At 45.8% G+C, this 15,613-nt stretch carries 14 protein-coding genes; 2 read left to right on the forward strand and 12 right to left on the reverse strand.

Annotated elements, in window-relative coordinates; genetic code table 11:
- Nucleotides 1–29: 29 nt before the first annotated feature.
- From rhaT to CPIN_RS24475, 11 genes are all read right to left on the reverse strand, one after another.
- On the reverse strand, nucleotides 30–1,082 hold the full coding sequence (gene rhaT / locus CPIN_RS24425; RefSeq protein ID WP_012792527.1) for an L-rhamnose/proton symporter RhaT: 1,053 nt from the start codon (nucleotides 1,080–1,082) through the stop codon (nucleotides 30–32).
- A 154-nt stretch (nucleotides 1,083–1,236) separates the two neighbouring features.
- Nucleotides 1,237–1,851 carry a hypothetical protein gene (locus tag CPIN_RS24430; RefSeq protein WP_012792528.1) on the reverse strand — a complete coding sequence of 205 codons (615 nt, stop codon included), beginning with the start codon at nucleotides 1,849–1,851 and terminating at the stop codon, nucleotides 1,237–1,239.
- 44 nt (nucleotides 1,852–1,895) lie between these two features.
- Nucleotides 1,896–3,875, reverse strand: coding sequence for a PAS domain-containing protein (locus CPIN_RS37000; protein ID WP_012792529.1), 1,980 nt, complete (start codon nucleotides 3,873–3,875; stop codon nucleotides 1,896–1,898).
- 97 nt (nucleotides 3,876–3,972) lie between these two features.
- Nucleotides 3,973–4,998: an LLM class flavin-dependent oxidoreductase gene (locus CPIN_RS24440; protein WP_012792530.1), complete on the reverse strand. Its 1,026-nt coding sequence runs from the start codon at nucleotides 4,996–4,998 to the stop codon at nucleotides 3,973–3,975.
- 124 nt (nucleotides 4,999–5,122) lie between these two features.
- A complete protein-coding gene (locus tag CPIN_RS24445) occupies nucleotides 5,123–5,569 on the reverse strand; it encodes a PepSY domain-containing protein (RefSeq protein WP_012792531.1) in 447 nt (148 codons plus the stop codon).
- Nucleotides 5,570–5,654: 85 nt separating this feature from the next.
- Complete coding sequence (locus CPIN_RS24450; protein ID WP_148230634.1) at nucleotides 5,655–6,449, reverse strand: HAEPLYID family protein; 795 nt, start codon at nucleotides 6,447–6,449, stop codon at nucleotides 5,655–5,657.
- Nucleotides 6,450–6,519: 70 nt separating this feature from the next.
- Nucleotides 6,520–7,800 (reverse strand): sensor histidine kinase, encoded by a 1,281-nt coding sequence (locus tag CPIN_RS24455; protein ID WP_012792533.1) that lies wholly within the window; start codon nucleotides 7,798–7,800, stop codon nucleotides 6,520–6,522.
- Nucleotides 7,797–8,471 (reverse strand): response regulator transcription factor, encoded by a 675-nt coding sequence (locus tag CPIN_RS24460; RefSeq protein WP_012792534.1) that lies wholly within the window; start codon nucleotides 8,469–8,471, stop codon nucleotides 7,797–7,799. Before CPIN_RS24460 ends, CPIN_RS24455 begins: the two co-directional genes overlap by 4 nt.
- 125 nt (nucleotides 8,472–8,596) lie before the next feature.
- Nucleotides 8,597–9,841: an MgtC/SapB family protein gene (locus tag CPIN_RS24465; protein WP_044219616.1), complete on the reverse strand. Its 1,245-nt coding sequence runs from the start codon at nucleotides 9,839–9,841 to the stop codon at nucleotides 8,597–8,599.
- An 82-nt stretch (nucleotides 9,842–9,923) separates the two neighbouring features.
- Complete coding sequence (locus tag CPIN_RS24470) at nucleotides 9,924–12,128, reverse strand: helix-turn-helix domain-containing protein (protein WP_012792536.1); 2,205 nt, start codon at nucleotides 12,126–12,128, stop codon at nucleotides 9,924–9,926.
- A 51-nt stretch (nucleotides 12,129–12,179) separates the two neighbouring features.
- Nucleotides 12,180–13,073, reverse strand: coding sequence for an SAM hydrolase/SAM-dependent halogenase family protein (locus CPIN_RS24475; RefSeq protein WP_012792537.1), 894 nt, complete (start codon nucleotides 13,071–13,073; stop codon nucleotides 12,180–12,182).
- A gap of 296 nt (nucleotides 13,074–13,369) precedes the next feature.
- On the opposite strand from CPIN_RS24475, the gene CPIN_RS39535 reads away from it, so the two are divergent.
- Together CPIN_RS39535 and CPIN_RS24480 are read left to right on the forward strand one after the other, a co-directional pair.
- A complete protein-coding gene (locus CPIN_RS39535) occupies nucleotides 13,370–13,534 on the forward strand; it encodes a four-helix bundle copper-binding protein (RefSeq protein ID WP_336469988.1) in 165 nt (54 codons plus the stop codon).
- The gene (locus CPIN_RS24480; protein ID WP_012792539.1) at nucleotides 13,534–14,082 is read left to right on the forward strand and encodes an HD domain-containing protein; all 549 of its coding nucleotides are present in this window, start codon (nucleotides 13,534–13,536) and stop codon (nucleotides 14,080–14,082) included. The genes CPIN_RS39535 and CPIN_RS24480 overlap by 1 nt, the downstream gene beginning before the upstream one ends.
- A gap of 308 nt (nucleotides 14,083–14,390) precedes the next feature.
- On the opposite strand, the gene CPIN_RS24485 is transcribed toward CPIN_RS24480, so the two are convergent.
- Nucleotides 14,391–15,611 (reverse strand): ABC transporter permease, encoded by a 1,221-nt coding sequence (locus CPIN_RS24485; protein WP_012792540.1) that lies wholly within the window; start codon nucleotides 15,609–15,611, stop codon nucleotides 14,391–14,393.
- Nucleotides 15,612–15,613 lie beyond the last annotated feature (2 nt).

The following is a 15,613-nucleotide window of genomic DNA, read 5'->3' on the forward strand; positions in this document are numbered from 1 at the left end:
AAATGAATTACAATGATTCTCTTGCTGTATCAGATAGAGTTACCATATCCGACCAGCATCACAGACAAAAAGATGGTCAATACACCTAGCAGTATTGTCCCAAATGTTTTACGGCTTACGCCTTTCCACTCCTTCAGGGTTATGCCCCAGAGGCTGGATATCATGATAATGAACGCCATATGTAAGATCCAGGAACTGGCGCCATTCCCCAGTTTACTTTCACCCATACCATAGAAGAAGAACTGGAAAAACCAGGTGGTACCTGCCAGGGCGGCAAAGAAGTAGTTGCCCGCCAGCGGAGTGTCTTTATTTACATAATCGCCGAAAGTCCTGTTTCGTACATTGAGGATCATACACCAGAACAGATTAGTCGTCAATCCCCCCCACAGCAATACCACAAAAATGACGTTGTTCTGAAACAGCGGATTACTACCCTGCTCTATAGCAATAGCCGCCATTGGCTTACCTGCTTCTATCCCAAAATTGAAACAGGCGCTCAGCACACCCGAAACAGTGGCCACGATCAGCCCTTTACGCAGATTAAACTCCTTGATGCTTTGCTTTTTTGCTTCGTCAGACAGCTCCCGTTCTTTCATCACACCTGCAGCGCCACAAATCGCAATACCAATCAGACATACGGCTACGCCGGATAAAACCAGTAGTCCGCCTGGACTCTGGATCATATTGGAAAAAGTATGTTCTGTATCATTTGTGAAAATATCCCGGTATACCGGTGGAATCAGTGACCCGAATGCCGAAGTATATCCTAATGCAACTGACATCCCCAGCGACATGCCGAGATAACGCATCGCCAGCCCAAAAGTCAGACCACCAATACCCCACAATACACCCATAAAATACGTCCAGAAGAGCGTTGTTCCATCTGTCGCACCGATGATGCTCAGAAAGTCCGGCACAGTGATCCAGGCAGCCAGGAAAGGCACGATCAACCAGGAAAAGAAACCTCCAACGATCCAGTAACTTTCCCAGGACCAGTTTTTCACTTTTTTGAAAGGGATATAAAAACTGCCCGAGGCAAAACCTCCGATAAAATGAAAGAATACACCTAAAATAGCTTGCATAAATGTGGAATTGTTTGTTTTATTCGTGGAACCTTTCAAATTTAAACAAACACCATGGGGCAACTGTCCTACACACTCCTACTGGGCTAAAATTAGAAAAGGCCATCCGCACACAGCGGACAGCCTTTATTTTCTCTGCATAAATATCTTAATATCAGTACGTTACTTTCACATCTGCAATTATGTAGTCAGTACTCAGTGCTTTCACTTTAATGATACCTTTCTTACCAAACCCATTCTGGAAGAACACTACCAGCGGAAGGTCAGCTGTTGCAAAGGATTGATCATCAGTTTTTATAGTAAGCTTCTTGATAGTAGATGCGTGCATGATCGTATCAAAGGCACTCACATCAAATGTATCTACTGGTACATAGTTACGCACCAGGGTAGTCAGCGTACCAGGTATTCTCAGATCAACGGTGGCATCATTTGCACTGGCAAAGAACATAGAGTTTGCACCGAAGTTGTTGAAAAATACGTCAATGTATTTTCCCATGGTATCAGGAATCTCTTTATCCGGGTAGACTTTCCCTTTAAAAGAAGAGAACGCACGACCATAACTTTCATTACCGGGAGTCAGGGAGAATTTCAGATCTGTAAAGGTTACTACACTATCAGCAGTCTTTCCGCCACCATTGGAGCCGGATCCATTTCCAGGTGTAGACGTTGAATCACCCGGATTGTTTGTTCCACCGCCCACGCCGGATTCCTTGGTACAGGCAGCAAACGTAAGCGCTATAGCTGCAATCAGCAGGAAGTATTTTCTCATAGGATAGGATCAGTTATTTCCAGCAAAAATATAAAAAAATATAATCAAGTGTACGCCGGTAAAATAACTGTGAAGGTAGCGCCCTCTTTTTCTGCTGATTCTGCGTAGATAATACCATGGTGAGCGATCACAATTTTCTGGCATAACGCAAGCCCGATACCGCTTCCCTCATATTCACCTCTTCCGTGCAGTCGCTGGAAGATGACAAATATTTTGCGCGCATACGTTGGGGCGAAACCGATGCCGTTGTCCTTTACCCTTATTTCACAATAAGTTGTGCTGTTCTGTAACTGTGGATGTGCCGCTACCTCCTGAGGGTCCATCATCCGGGAACTGACAGTGATCACCGGCGGTTCATCTACCTTACTGAACTTCAAGGCATTACTTAACAGATTCTGGAATAACTGTGTCATGTGCAGCGGAATGGCATTCACCGTACAAAGTCCGTCGTATTCAACCCTGGCGCCTTTTTGCTGTATTGTGACGTCTACATCGGCTACTACTTGCTCAAGTATCTGCCGCAGATCGACTTTTTCAAACAGATGATCCTGACGGGATACCCTGGAGAAAGCCAGCAGATCCTGAATCAATGTGGTCATACGGGTAGCCGCATTCCGGATAATGCCCAGATTACGTACACCCGTTTCATTCAGTTCATTGGCATATTTATCCTGTAGCAGGGCGGAGAACATATTGATCTTACGCAACGGTTCCTGCAGGTCATGGCTGGCCACATACGCAAACTGCTCCAGGTTCTGATTCACAATATTCAGGTCGATATTGGCCTTTTTCAGTTCATCTGTTCTCAGTTCCACCAACCTTTCCAGTTCCTGTTCATTATCGATCATCTGCTGACGCAACGCCTTCTCTTCCCGCAGATCACGTGCAATACTGGCCCTTCCCTGAGAAACCCCCGTTACCGGATCGTATACAAGCATGGTAGTCGCCTGTACCGGTATGATTTCTCCTGTTTTGAAATGACGATAAGATATTTCACCCGACCATTGTCCCCGGTTGAACAATTGCGCATTTACCTCTTTTTTCAGTCGTTCCTGTTCTTCCGGCATCAGGTAGTTGCTGTTATGGATCTTTGCCTCCTGTAAACTATCCAGTCCGACAAGTTTCAGACCGGCAGCATTGACATAAGAGACGTGTCCGTTTTCATCGGACAGACTCACAAAATCACGGCTATTTTCCAATAAGGCAAGTAATTTCTGTTGCTCCTTCTTGGCTTCCAGTTCCGGACGAAGGTCACGCAAAGAAGCCCCGTGGCCAATAATACTATTGTTTCTCGGGTCTCTGATAACGGTATAATCCGCGTGAAAGGGAATCGTTTCTTTGGTGAGATAATGCTTCAGATAAATAGTACCGGTCCATTTTCTGCCATTTTTCAATCCTGGGAGTACATCATTGCAGAAAGACTGATAATTTTCAACATTATACAGCTCTTTTTCTTCCAGTTGTGCAATGTCCAGGTCCATGGGAATGCCCAGCAATTTCCTGCCGGACGCATTCATATAAAACAGGCCGCCATCCATGTCAGAAGCGGCCATACAATCAGAACTACTTTCTACCAGGGAAAACAACATCGCCTGTCTTTCCCTGCTTTTACGCTGTTTTGTGATGTCCTGAGCGGTACCGGCAAAACGATACGCAACACCATTTTCGTTGAAATAAGCCTGTCCGATACACCGCAACCAGCGTAATTTATGATCTGCAGCGCCGATCGTACGGAATTCCGTATCGTACCGGCCTCCGTGTTCGTCAGAAAGGGCGCGGTTGACAGCATTCTGCACCAGCTCTTTATCCTCCGGATGAATATAGGCCATTACGTTATCAAACGATGTCACATTACCATCCGGAAATCCGTACAGTTCTCTGCAACGATCATCCCAAATCACATGCTTATTGATAGGATCCATGTCCCAGGTACCGAGCCCGGCAGACTGTAACGCAAAGCGCATCCACTCCTGATATTCACCCTGGTACGTAACCGGATCTACTTCCTTATCTCTTTGTTCCATTGCAGTATAAACAGACGAATTTAATTTGCTAATCCTGTAAAGGAACAATAATCGGCAATATCTGCCAATACTACGTAAATGTCAGGGGATATTTTATTTAAACTTTTCTGGGTTCCAGCTCAAAGATCTCTGCCAGCAGCTCATATGACCGGAAACGATCTTCCGCATGTTCTGCCATGGTAGCCGCCACAATCTCATCCACATTGTAATCTGCTGCCAGTTTTAACATACGTTCTTTCACCTGTTCCGGCGTACCCGCTATCATACGGCCTCTGTTAGCCATGACACGCTGCCATTCCATATCACTGTATTCATAGTCTCTCACTTCTTCATAAGATGGAAACTCGTCGAACCTACCTTTTTCAAAACTCAGTAAACGATAATCCATCATCGCCTGTAATTCATCTGCCTTTTCCTGGGTATCTGCACAGAAAACAAAGATGCCTACACTGGCGGCCGGTTCCTGTAAAAACTGGGAGGCTTTAAATCTTTCCCGATAATTCCTGACTGCCTGTGGTCCACCTACGGGATAAATAAAGTGTGCAAAAGACAATGCCCAACCCTGCCGTGCAGCCAGTAAACCACTTTCTCCGCTGGATGTCAGCATCCACAGTTCCGGAGCTGTTTCAATATGAGGAATAGCCATTACTTTCTCGTGAACCGTACCTGCTTCCCTGGAATCGGATAAATATCCTTCAAGGTCGTTAATCTGCTGTACGAAGTCCCTTGGTTCGAAAGTGTTGGAAGGATTCAGTACATGTGCTGTCAGACGGTCTCCTCCTGGTGCCCGACCGATCCCCAAATCGATACGTCCCGGATATAAGGCCTCCAGCAGACGGAAATTCTCCGCCACTTTAAGGGTACTATGATTCGGCAGCATCACCCCTCCTGACCCCAGGCGGATATGTTTGGTAGCTGCCGCCAGTCTGGCAATTAATATTTCAGGTGATGCACCTGCGAGAGAACGCGTATTATGATGTTCTGAAAGCCAGTAACGGGTAAAACCCAGACGGTCTGCCATCTGGGCTAACTGAATGCTTTCCTGTAATGCTTCCACTGCATTGCTGCCCCTTCTGATGGGCGATTGATCCAATACACTGATTCTTAATTTGCTGTCGGCCATGAATTCGTCTTTTTAGAATGATTGTTCCAAAATTACGAAAGAATTGTGAAAGAAAAGGAAGAATTGGCTGTTTTAAGCAGAAAGAAGAGGCAGGCAATGGGGAGCAGAACAGCTATTTCTTGCGCTAGTCACGCTTCTCGGAGATAATTTTACCAGCAGGGTCTATTACAAGGTCCCATTCCTCACCAGTATTGTTTTTTACCTCAATTTTGTAAGTCACAGTGCCCGCCTCACGCTTTTTAGCCTCCGTTAACCGGGTTCCGGGATGTTCAGATATGGCGGCGGCACGTACTGCCTGCGGAACGGCGGATGTATCCATTTCCTCTTCGTAAAAGATCACCGCACCCTTCGTATCGTATTTGATCTCATAATCACGGTGCGCTACCTCAAATTCCACTTTATAGTACCCGTTTTTATGCTTCCATTCCACATCTTCAGCATTACGGAATTTTGTCTGAAAATTGTTGAGTATCACTGAAGGCACCTCCCTCGACGACAGCTTCTGTGCAGATACCGATACGGTGCTAAGAGTCAACATTGCTACGCCTATTACTAATAATCTGTTCTTCATGCTTTTCATTTTATTGTTATTTCAATGATAATATTGATTGATAAAACAAAGTTGCCACCTGAAACCGGAAAGAATCTGGAATTGACTATAATTTTATCTCCAGACTTCCCTGAATATTCATTCCTTCCTGTGTTCTTTTTGCGGGAATAGCCGCCGCCAGACAAATATCTGTATGCCTGGTCAGTGCCATTTTCAGCTGCGGATAGATCTCCGGGATAGCTTCTTTTCCGCTTTTATAGACGTATTCTACACCTATAAACTGACGCTTTGCCACTTGCCAGTGAATACTGATATCGCCGTGTAAAACAGGCTTTAAGGCGGTACCAGGCTTTACTTCCCACTCCGGTCCTGTATACAACATGGTGTGTATACGTTTGCCCCAGCGTCTGGCCGCTACAAAAGCCGCCGTTTCGGAATAACCTTTAATCAGGTGACTACCCTTTTTCATCGATGTAAAAGAATGAAAATGACTTTCATGGATCAGCGCAAGGGCCATTGTAGTCCTGGCCCGCTGAATAGTTGAAAAGGTATATTGCAACCCCAGTTTAAGTCCTTCAATTTTGTTGTGCGGGAGATCTGCGCCCGCATTATAGCCCGACTTCGGACCATATACACTCAGTGGTACGGCCAGCTCCATACCGAGTCTTTGTGAAAAAGTATGCTCATATTCCAGTTCAACACTTACCGCATTATAACGCTGTTGCAGATCAATATCAAAATCAATCTCCAGCTGTCTGTCTCCTTTACGCGCATTGAGGTCCTGTATCAGATCTACCTGCAATGGCTCTACATGTTTGATATTTTGCCTGACGGATGACTGGGCGCTGATAGTGATGGTATACATGATTAATAACTGGAATAGTATTGCTCTCTTCATCATCGTAGTAATTTGTTACGATGACAAGATTAGGACCCGAAACCGGAAGAATCCGGGAATAACAGCTGACTAATTAACGATCTGACTTCTTTGGAAACAATAAAGTAATAACATGCAAGCCATCTCTGTGGCTGTATATGGCATGCAGTCCATATTGATTCGCAATAGCTTTTACAATAGCCAAACCTAATCCGGTTGATTGCTTATTAGCTGAATTTTTATAGAAACGATCAAAAACTCTTTTTACGTCCAGTGGTTCCGCTGCGCCGGTATTCGAAATTTCCAGTCTGTCTGCATAAGTAGCCACAATCACATTTCCCTGTTCTACATTATGCACTATCGCATTTTTCAGGAGATTGACAATCAATATGCCGGCAAGATCTTCATTCATAGAAAGCAGCAGTGAAGGATTATTTTCTACAAACCGGATAGTAACGCCCTTATGCCCTGCCAGATCTTCAAACTCATGTATCAGAGAAGCGATCAGTTTGTTGAAATTCACCGCCGTAGTATCTAAATACTGGTTATTTTCTATCCTGGTTAATAACAACAATGTCTTATTCAAACGGGAAAGTCGCTCCAATCCTTTCATCACCTGTGTAACAGCCGTCGCTCCTTCAGGAGAAAGCGGTTCATTTTCCAGCAGTAATTCCAACCTGTTTAAGCTAATCGCCAGTGGCGTCTGTAATTCATGCGATGCATTTTCAACGAACTGCCGCTGCCCGGAGAACGCATCTTCCGCCCTTGCTACCAGTGATTGAATGGTCTCATTCAGGGATGCAAATTCAGCAATCTTTGTGGGTGTAGTAGCAATGCGGGTATTCTTCCCTAACTGGAATTTTTCTATCTGCCGGATAACCGCATAAAATGGCCGCCAGAGTTTCCTTAGTAATAAATTATTGATAAACAACACACTCAGTAACAAGGCCAGATACAAGAGGATAATACCATAAAGGATATTCTTAACCAGGGTATCTTCTTCTAAGGTTGAAGTGGTGACTTCAAGTGTATAATAACGTCCGTTCAATTCAAAAGCGGAGCCTAATCTGCGGGCTGCGATCTTTTCTCCATCCTGTTCAATTGTATTGTCTTCATATCGGTCACGGACCTGTAAGGCATCTTCTTCACCAATTTCCTGTACATGAAAGAAGTTACCAGCTACAGATAAGCGTGTCAATACGGATGTGTCCTTCTGCGCAGCTTCTATAAAATCCAGTTTATAATTACTGAGATTCCTGTCCAGGCTCTCTCCTATCTGCTGCCTGATATGCAGATAAAACAGTACGCCCCACAAGACAATGATAGAAAGCAGGGCTATTGCGAGATATTTTAATGTATAATTGTGCAGTTTCATGCTTCCAGCTTATAACCCATCCCATACATCGCACTGATCTTCACTTCAGCGCCACTGTCCTTTAGTTTCTTCCGTAAGTTTTTAATCTGGGAATAGAGAAATTCAAAATCATCTGCATCGTCCATATAATCTCCCCAGACTTTCTCTGCAAGGGAAGATTTGCTGATCAGGCGATTCCTGTTCGCCATCAGATAGACCAGGATATCAAACTCTTTTCGGTTCAAAGCCACCGGCACATCATTCACAGCGGCCATAAACTCGTTAAGATCAACCTTTATATTTGCACATTCAAGGATATTCTTTCCCTCAAATGTCTTTCTGCGCAGTACCGACTTAACACGTGCATTCAGCTCTGCTATATGGAAAGGTTTGGTCAGATAATCGTCCGCCCCGAGGTTCAATCCCCTGATCTTATCATCTACAGAATCCTTTGCTGATATGATGATCACATTTTCGGATTTACCGATATGCTTGAGGTGTTCCAGTATCTGCAGTCCATCACCTCCCGGCAACATGATATCCAGCAACACACAGTCATAGTCGTAAAAACTGATCTTTTTCAGCCCCTCCTGGAAGGTATCCGCTGTTTCTACCAGGAATCCCTCCTTTGCAAGCGACTCTTTCACGACTTCCTGCAAATCCGTTTCATCTTCTATCAGCAGTATATTCATTACCCGGCAACGTTTTAGTCTTTGTCTATTGATGAATAAAATAGTCCAGGCTGCAAAGTTCAGGCCCAAATCCGGAAAGAAACTGGAATTTGTAGCCGTAAGCACCTGGAAGACAAAACGAATGACTACTTTATAGCATTGATCAACGCTTCTGATATCTTGAAGATATGGTCAAGGGCCACTGCTGCAAAGCCCACCAGAAGCACACTTGTCAATTTCAGACTAAAAGCCTTCACCAGTCGCTTATCCTTGATATTCTTCCATACTATTGGAAAGTCTACCAATGCGCTGGCCATCGATGATAGTATTGCAGTACTACCGGCCAATGCAGGCGAGATCTGTCCATGGGAAGCCATGGTAGCTGCAGCAGCGGTGGTACTTGCACTGCTGACTAGTCCTCCCAGAAAGCCGGTGGCCAGTAAGCCACCTTCCCCCAACATACGGGTCAGCAATGTACCGCCTATCTGAATCATTAAAAACAATAAGCCAAAGGATAGAATTTTCTTTACAGATATAGGTGAAGTTAGCTGCAGCTCCTGCTCCACTTCGCCATAAGCGGCTTCCTGTTGTAAATCGCGCCAGATCCAGAAACCAGCTACACAGGACATGGCCAGCAGTGGAAGTAAAGTTGCTGTCAGGGACAACGGAACAAAGATGGCTGCCAGTATCATATTTCTTGTAAACATGGAAATATTGATGATACTCGACAAAATCGTAATTCTTGAGGGTGTACCTGATTCTTCCACCCGCGTAGTCATCTCCGCTATCGTAGCAGTGCTGTTGACCAGTCCTCCGAAAACGGCGCCAAGATACAGCCCCTTTGAACTAAATAATTTCAGGAAAATATAGTTGAGAAAGCCGATACCGGCAATCGCTATGATACTGACCCAGGCATCACTTAAATTAACAATCTCCCAGCGGTCAATATAGCGGTCGGGCAACAACGGATATATAACAAAACCAATCAATCCAAGCAGGATCGCACTTCTTATTTCTGAAGGTTCCAGTCCGCCGGCAAACTTCCTTAATTCCGACTTCCAGGCCAGCAACATGGTGATCACAATAGCTGCTGCCACCGGTGTAAATATATGCCCTCTGCCGATCAGCACTCCCAATATATAGCAGGCTATCAGCGCAGCAGAGGTAGTCATCTCCGAGCTTCTGTCTGTCAGAAAGCTCTTTAGATTCGATATAATGATCAGCAGGCATACGGCAGCAAGTCCTGCCACAACGAGGCTTGTATCTATCTGCATACATAACATGCCTGTCAGTGAAACGATAGAAAACGTCCGGATGCCTGCCTCTTTATGCGACCAGTTTCTCTCCAGGCCAATTAACATACCTATACCCACGGCGACCGCAATTTTCATTGCAATGGATAAAACATCAAAATGCTCTACTTGATCATTCAACGCTGCTCCTATTTAAGTTAACAATATATTTTAAGCCATCCTAGTCCATCGCCCTCCGCCAATGCGCCTGTACCGCCCTTATCTCCGCCCAGGTAACATCCTCTCCTAACCGTGCTTTAATCGGCCCTGAAGCAGTCACGCCCAGTTCCTTTACAAGCGGCAATATCATAGCCAGTTTTTTATCCCCTACAAAGCGATTGACCTGTAGCTCGTCATTAGCCACACAATCCGCAAGATGACTCTCTACTGTACTCATTGCCAGACCACGTTCCGCTGAAATCTCCGCCAGTGTTTTACCTGCGAGATACAATTCCAGGGTACCTCTCCGGCTACCACCGGCCTCACGTTTCTTTCCTGCTTTCTCCTTTGCTTTTTCCTCATTGGCCGGCGCACGCAATGTTCCGTAATCAGGAAGTCCTTCATTAAATTTCAGGTTCCCATAACTCGCGTCTGCAAAAAGCTGCAATCTGTTCCACAGAAAATGTTCCAGGCCAGACAATTGCAGTACATATTTTTTCACCTTGGCAATACCCTTCACGAGGTCTCTTTCTCTTCTGATCGGCTGTATAAAGCCTTCGTATATCTCATTGGTAAAGTAGGCCACGGCCTTCCCCACACGTTCTTTCAGCACGGATGTATTGCCATTCTGCAACACGTCTTTCAGCAAGGGATCCAGCTGTTGACGGAATTTCAGTCCCACTTCATGTAGCTGAGCGCCCCGTTGCTGCATACTCCGGCTCAGTGTCACCGCACTTTCCATACCATTCATTTTCTTGTCTCGCAGCCAGGCAGCATGTTGTTGCAGTTCTGTCAGGATCTTTTCTGCGCCGAATAACTTCAGGAGCTGTTCTGCCCAGAAAACCATTTTTTCCCCATCCAGCAGCAATTCCAGTTCATCTTCCTTATGAAAACCGGAGGAGAACTCCTGTACCTGCTGATCCGTACGGATTGCACCGGGGTGAATACGCGAGTGTAATACCAGTCCATCCAGGGATGTACAACGACTCAATGCCACATAGACCTGCCCGGGAGCAAATGCGTTCCCTGCATCGATAATGGCTTTTTCAAAGGTCAGACCCTGACTTTTATGAATTGTAATCGCCCAGGCCAGCCGGATAGGATACTGTTTAAAACTGCCGAGTTCTTCCTCGTCTACCGTTTCGTCTGTCTTATTCCAGGAGTAGCGGATATTGCGCCAGGTCTCCTTTTCTAGGACCAACGTGTCGTCTCCTCCTGCCAGTTTCACGACCACTTTATCATCCGGCAGGATATCGGTCACAGTGCCTAGTTTACCGTTAAAATACCGGCGGGGCTCTGCTACGTCATTTTTGATGAACATTACCTGTGCGCCCAGTTTGATGCGCAGGTCCATATCAGTCGGCAAGGCTTTATCACTAAAATCTCCGCTGATTTCTCCGGTGAATGTATGCATCTGTCCGGGCATGGCTGCCAGACGGGCATTATTGATCTCGTCTGCCCGGCGGTTGTGGGTTGTCAGTACGATATACTGCTCGTCATCGCCGGTAAAATGAGGCAGATAACGCTGATTCAGTATTTCCAGGTCATCCCAGTCCAATGTGCTGTTACGCACACCATTAAGCAGATTGATGAAAGTGGCTTCATTCTGCCGGTAGATCTTGTTCAGTTCGATAAACAATGGCGCGGACTGCCGCATAACCCTGGCATGAAAGAAGAATACACTCTCATAATAATCTTTCAGGAACTGCCACTGATCATCCGGCATTACCGGCGGCAGCTGATAAAGATCCCCGATGTACAGTACCTGCACACCTCCGAAAGGAAGCAGTGGTTGTCCGCGGAAATGCCGGAGAATCGCATCAATAGCGTCCAGTGTATCTGCACGCACCATGCTGACCTCGTCTATAATCAGCAGCTCCATCTCTCGCAGGAGCTCTTTTTTATCATGGTTAAATCGGATGTTACGGAAAAGCGCATGTGTATCAGTCACCCCGTTATTCACCCCAAAAAGGTGTGCATTCGCGGGCACATAAGGACCAAATGGCAACTGGAAAAATGAGTGCATGGTCACACCTCCTGCATTGATCGCTGCTACGCCGGTAGGCGCTACTACTACTGTATTTTTCGCGGTATGCTCCCGGATGTATTTCAGGAAGGTTGTTTTACCTGTTCCGGCTTTACCGGTCAGAAATATGTGGCGGTTGGTATGATTGATAAAGTCTGCCGCCAGATGAAACATCGTATTTGTAGTATCCGGTTGTGGCATCTGAAATTTGTAAGATTAAAAAAGCTAAGCGACAAAAATAAGTAAAATTCTCTATGGACGACTAATCGTCACTGTCCACTCCGGACCACTCTTTACCTGGTGACGGGTCGCGAAATCGCCCATATTCACTGCAAATGACACATTTAGCAGACTATTGAGGTATAAAAGTTCTTTGCCCTCAGGTACAGCGGCGAAGGTATTGGCCAGGGGCATTATACCGCTATAAACCTGTTCATTTCCTTTATAGATCATAATCTTCAGCTGCTCACCCGGTTTTACCTGCATTTTTGCGAAAGTCTGCTGGTCTATATTTGTCCATATATTTCCATACTGTACATCCAGCACAGGGATATTTCCCTTTACTGTACCATCAGCATACACCGGCTGCTGGAAAGGGATCCTCACGACTGAGTCTGCCAGTTTAGGTCCTACCTGCTCAAAAGTAATCTTCCCGGCGGCCAGTTTGCCTGCTGTAAAAGCATAGACATCCCTGCCATGAAAAGTATAAGAAGCGCCCGAGTTTTTCCTTCGGTTTACCGCCTCGTCAATCTGCCGGATCTCCGCGATTCCCAGCTGTTTCGCCACCAGGGTCAGCGTACCATTGTCAGGGGTGACAAAGAAGTGCCCGGTTTTCGTCTTCAACACAACAGAGCGTCTGTCTGAGCCCACTCCCGGATCCACTACCGATACGAATACCGTTCCTGAAGGCCAGTAGGGAGCGGTCTGTTGCAAACGATAGGCAGCCTCCCAGATATTATAGGCAGGTATTTCATGTGTGAGATCGAACATTGGAATATCGGGTGACAAACTATACACCACTCCTTTCATTTCGGCTACAGCCCCGTCCTTCAGTCCGAAGTCCGTCTGGAAGACCAATGCGCGCTTTTGTGCAAAGCAGGAGCAGCATATAATCATCAAACAATGGAAAATAAATGTATGTTTCATCGGCGCAAATTAGCAAATTCTGCCACAATATTGGCTGAGCATGGCAACTCAGATTTGTATGGTATTTGAAGTGATTATAAAAGAACGTTTTAGATTTTCTTCACCACCAATAAATACCCAAAATGAAAAACGGTTATCACTTTTACAGAGACTGTATCGAAATTTGCCTCCGCTGTGCGGCTATCTGCAATCACTGCGCCTCCTCGTGTACAGAGGAAAAGGACGTCACCATGATGGCCCGTTGTATCCAGCTGGATATGGAATGCGCCACCGTTTGTTACGCTACCGCACAATTAATGAGCCTGGGCAGCACAAATGCTATACAAATTTGTTCAATTTGTGCCGATATTTGTGAAGCATGCGCCGCAGAATGCAGTCAGCATAGCAACAAACATTGCCAGGAATGTGCGGAAAGCTGTAAACAATGCGCCGACGCATGCAGAAAATTGCTAGTATCCTAATGGACCAACTTTCCCAGATCAAAGCCTTCGCCGGACAAGCACACGGCAGCCAACGGCGCAAATTTGCCGACGAACCGTATATTAACCATCCCGTAAGGGTGATGGAAATATGCGGGAAATATACTTCAGATCTTCCGGTATTGTCAGCAGCGCTGTTGCATGACGTACTGGAAGATACTGCTGTTACCACAGAAGAGTTATCAGCATGGCTGTACAAGACCTTGTCTTCCGCAGACGCTGACCGTACGCTCAAACTGACCGTAGAGCTGACAGATATTTACGTTAAGAAAGATTATCCGCACTGGAACAGGCGCAAACGCAAACAAATGGAAGCAACGCGGCTCAGCCAGATCAGTGCAGCCGGTCAGACGATCAAGTATGCTGATATTGTCGACAATGCCAACGACATTACCACCGCCGATACTGATTTCATTTCAACCTTTCTGCATGAATGTCGTCAACTGCTGAAAGTAATGGAAAAAGGAAACCCTGCACTACGCCAACAGGCAATGGATATCGTCAACAAACATTTGTCTGCAGTCAAATAACAGCGTGTAGCTAAGATTGCCTTACAGGTATCTCAAATAGATATCGTCAACAAACATCTGTCTACAGCCAAATAACATCGTACAGCTAAGATAACCTTCTAGGTATCTCAAATAGATATTGTCAACAAACATCTGTCTGCAGCCATATAACACTGTATAGCTAAGATAACCTTACAGGTATCTCAAATGAATATCTTCAACAAAAATCTGTCTACAGCAAAATAACATCGTATAGCTAAGATTGCCCTGCAGATATCTCAAATGGCCATCATCAATACTTTGCTTTCCTCAATAGCTAATCAACACCGTTATTCATATCGCAAAGCCTCTATCGGATCCAGCCGGGAGGCTTTTTGCGCAGGATAATAGCCGAAGAAGACGCCTGTCAATGCACACACCATAAAAGACAGTATAATCGACGATTCAGATACCAGCGTCGGCCAATGTAAAAAAAACGTGATCAGCCAGGCAGAAGTGATGCCTAACACAACACCTATCAGACCACCGGTGATACTGATCATGATGGCCTCTATCAGGAACTGCATCAGTATATCTATCCCTCTTGCACCGATAGACATACGCAGGCCGATTTCCCGCGTACGCTCTGTTACGGACACATACATGATATTCATGATACCGATCCCTCCAATAACCAGGGATATACCCGCAATGGCAGTTAACAGAATCGTCAGCAGGTTACTGGTAGAACTCAACGTATTGATTAACTCAGCCATAGTCCTCACCTGGAAGTCATTTTCATCCGCATCTCTCAGACGGTGGGATTTCCGCAGGATAGTCTCAATTTCCTTTGTGGCGGCATCTGTCGCCGCCTCGCTGACCGCAGAGACATAAAGCGTCCTGAAATAGATGGTAGCCAGGATACGTTTCTGCACCGTCGTATACGGTGCTAATATCACATCATCCTGGTCCTGCCCGAAAGAACTCTGTCCTTTGGCGGCCAGTATTCCGATCACCTGGAATGGAATATTATTGAAGCGGATGATCTTCCCTACGGGGTTATCTCCATTAGGGAACAGATTACTGACAACAGTTTGCCCCAGCAGACAAACCTTTGCAGACGCTCTCACATCTTCATCCGTAAATGGCACGCCATCCTGGAGACTCCATTTCCTGATATCCAGATATCCCGGCGCTACGCCCTGTATACTGGTCGGCCAGTTAAAGGCCCCGTTGATGGATTGTCCGCTGGAATTGGCGGCCGGTGAAATCGCACTGATATTAAGTGCCTGTTTCTGAATCGCTTTTACATCTTCTATGGTTAACGTCTGTACGCTCGCTCCTTCCAGTCTGGCGCCCCCTGTCACATTACTGGCCGGCAGTATGGTGATCATATTGGACCCCATACTGGACAGTTGTGACTGTATACTTTCCTTTGAGCCTTGTCCGATAGCCACCATTGCAATCACCGCTGCCACACCGATAATAATACCGAGCATGGTCAGAAAGGCCCGCAGTTTATTCCGCTGCAAAGCTTTCAAAGCAATCCTTATCAGGTTAAGAATATTCATAA

Origin of the sequence: Chitinophaga pinensis DSM 2588, from assembly GCF_000024005.1 — a bacterium.
GTDB classification, from domain to species: Bacteria; Bacteroidota; Bacteroidia; order Chitinophagales; family Chitinophagaceae; genus Chitinophaga; species Chitinophaga pinensis.

Excerpts from the sequence above, each read along its gene's own strand:
- rhaT (WP_012792527.1), bottom strand. The coding sequence starts at position 1,082 with ATGCAAGCTATTTTAGGTGTATTCTTTCATTTTATCGGAGGTTTTGCC.
- CPIN_RS24430 (WP_012792528.1), bottom strand. The coding sequence starts at position 1,851 with ATGAGAAAATACTTCCTGCTGATTGCAGCTATAGCGCTTACGTTTGCT.
- CPIN_RS37000 (WP_012792529.1), bottom strand. The coding sequence starts at position 3,875 with ATGGAACAAAGAGATAAGGAAGTAGATCCGGTTACGTACCAGGGTGAA.
- CPIN_RS24440 (WP_012792530.1), bottom strand. The coding sequence starts at position 4,998 with ATGGCCGACAGCAAATTAAGAATCAGTGTATTGGATCAATCGCCCATC.
- CPIN_RS24445 (WP_012792531.1), bottom strand. The coding sequence starts at position 5,569 with ATGAAGAACAGATTATTAGTAATAGGCGTAGCAATGTTGACTCTTAGC.
- CPIN_RS24450 (WP_148230634.1), bottom strand. The coding sequence starts at position 6,449 with ATGATGAAGAGAGCAATACTATTCCAGTTATTAATCATGTATACCATC.
- CPIN_RS24455 (WP_012792533.1), bottom strand. The coding sequence starts at position 7,800 with ATGAAACTGCACAATTATACATTAAAATATCTCGCAATAGCCCTGCTT.
- CPIN_RS24460 (WP_012792534.1), bottom strand. The coding sequence starts at position 8,471 with ATGAATATACTGCTGATAGAAGATGAAACGGATTTGCAGGAAGTCGTG.
- CPIN_RS24465 (WP_044219616.1), bottom strand. The coding sequence starts at position 9,841 with ATGAAAATTGCGGTCGCCGTGGGTATAGGTATGTTAATTGGCCTGGAG.
- CPIN_RS24470 (WP_012792536.1), bottom strand. The coding sequence starts at position 12,128 with ATGCCACAACCGGATACTACAAATACGATGTTTCATCTGGCGGCAGAC.
- CPIN_RS24475 (WP_012792537.1), bottom strand. The coding sequence starts at position 13,073 with ATGAAACATACATTTATTTTCCATTGTTTGATGATTATATGCTGCTCC.
- CPIN_RS39535 (WP_336469988.1), top strand. The coding sequence starts at position 13,370 with ATGAGCCTGGGCAGCACAAATGCTATACAAATTTGTTCAATTTGTGCC.
- CPIN_RS24480 (WP_012792539.1), top strand. The coding sequence starts at position 13,534 with ATGGACCAACTTTCCCAGATCAAAGCCTTCGCCGGACAAGCACACGGC.
- CPIN_RS24485 (WP_012792540.1), bottom strand. The coding sequence starts at position 15,611 with ATGAATATTCTTAACCTGATAAGGATTGCTTTGAAAGCTTTGCAGCGG.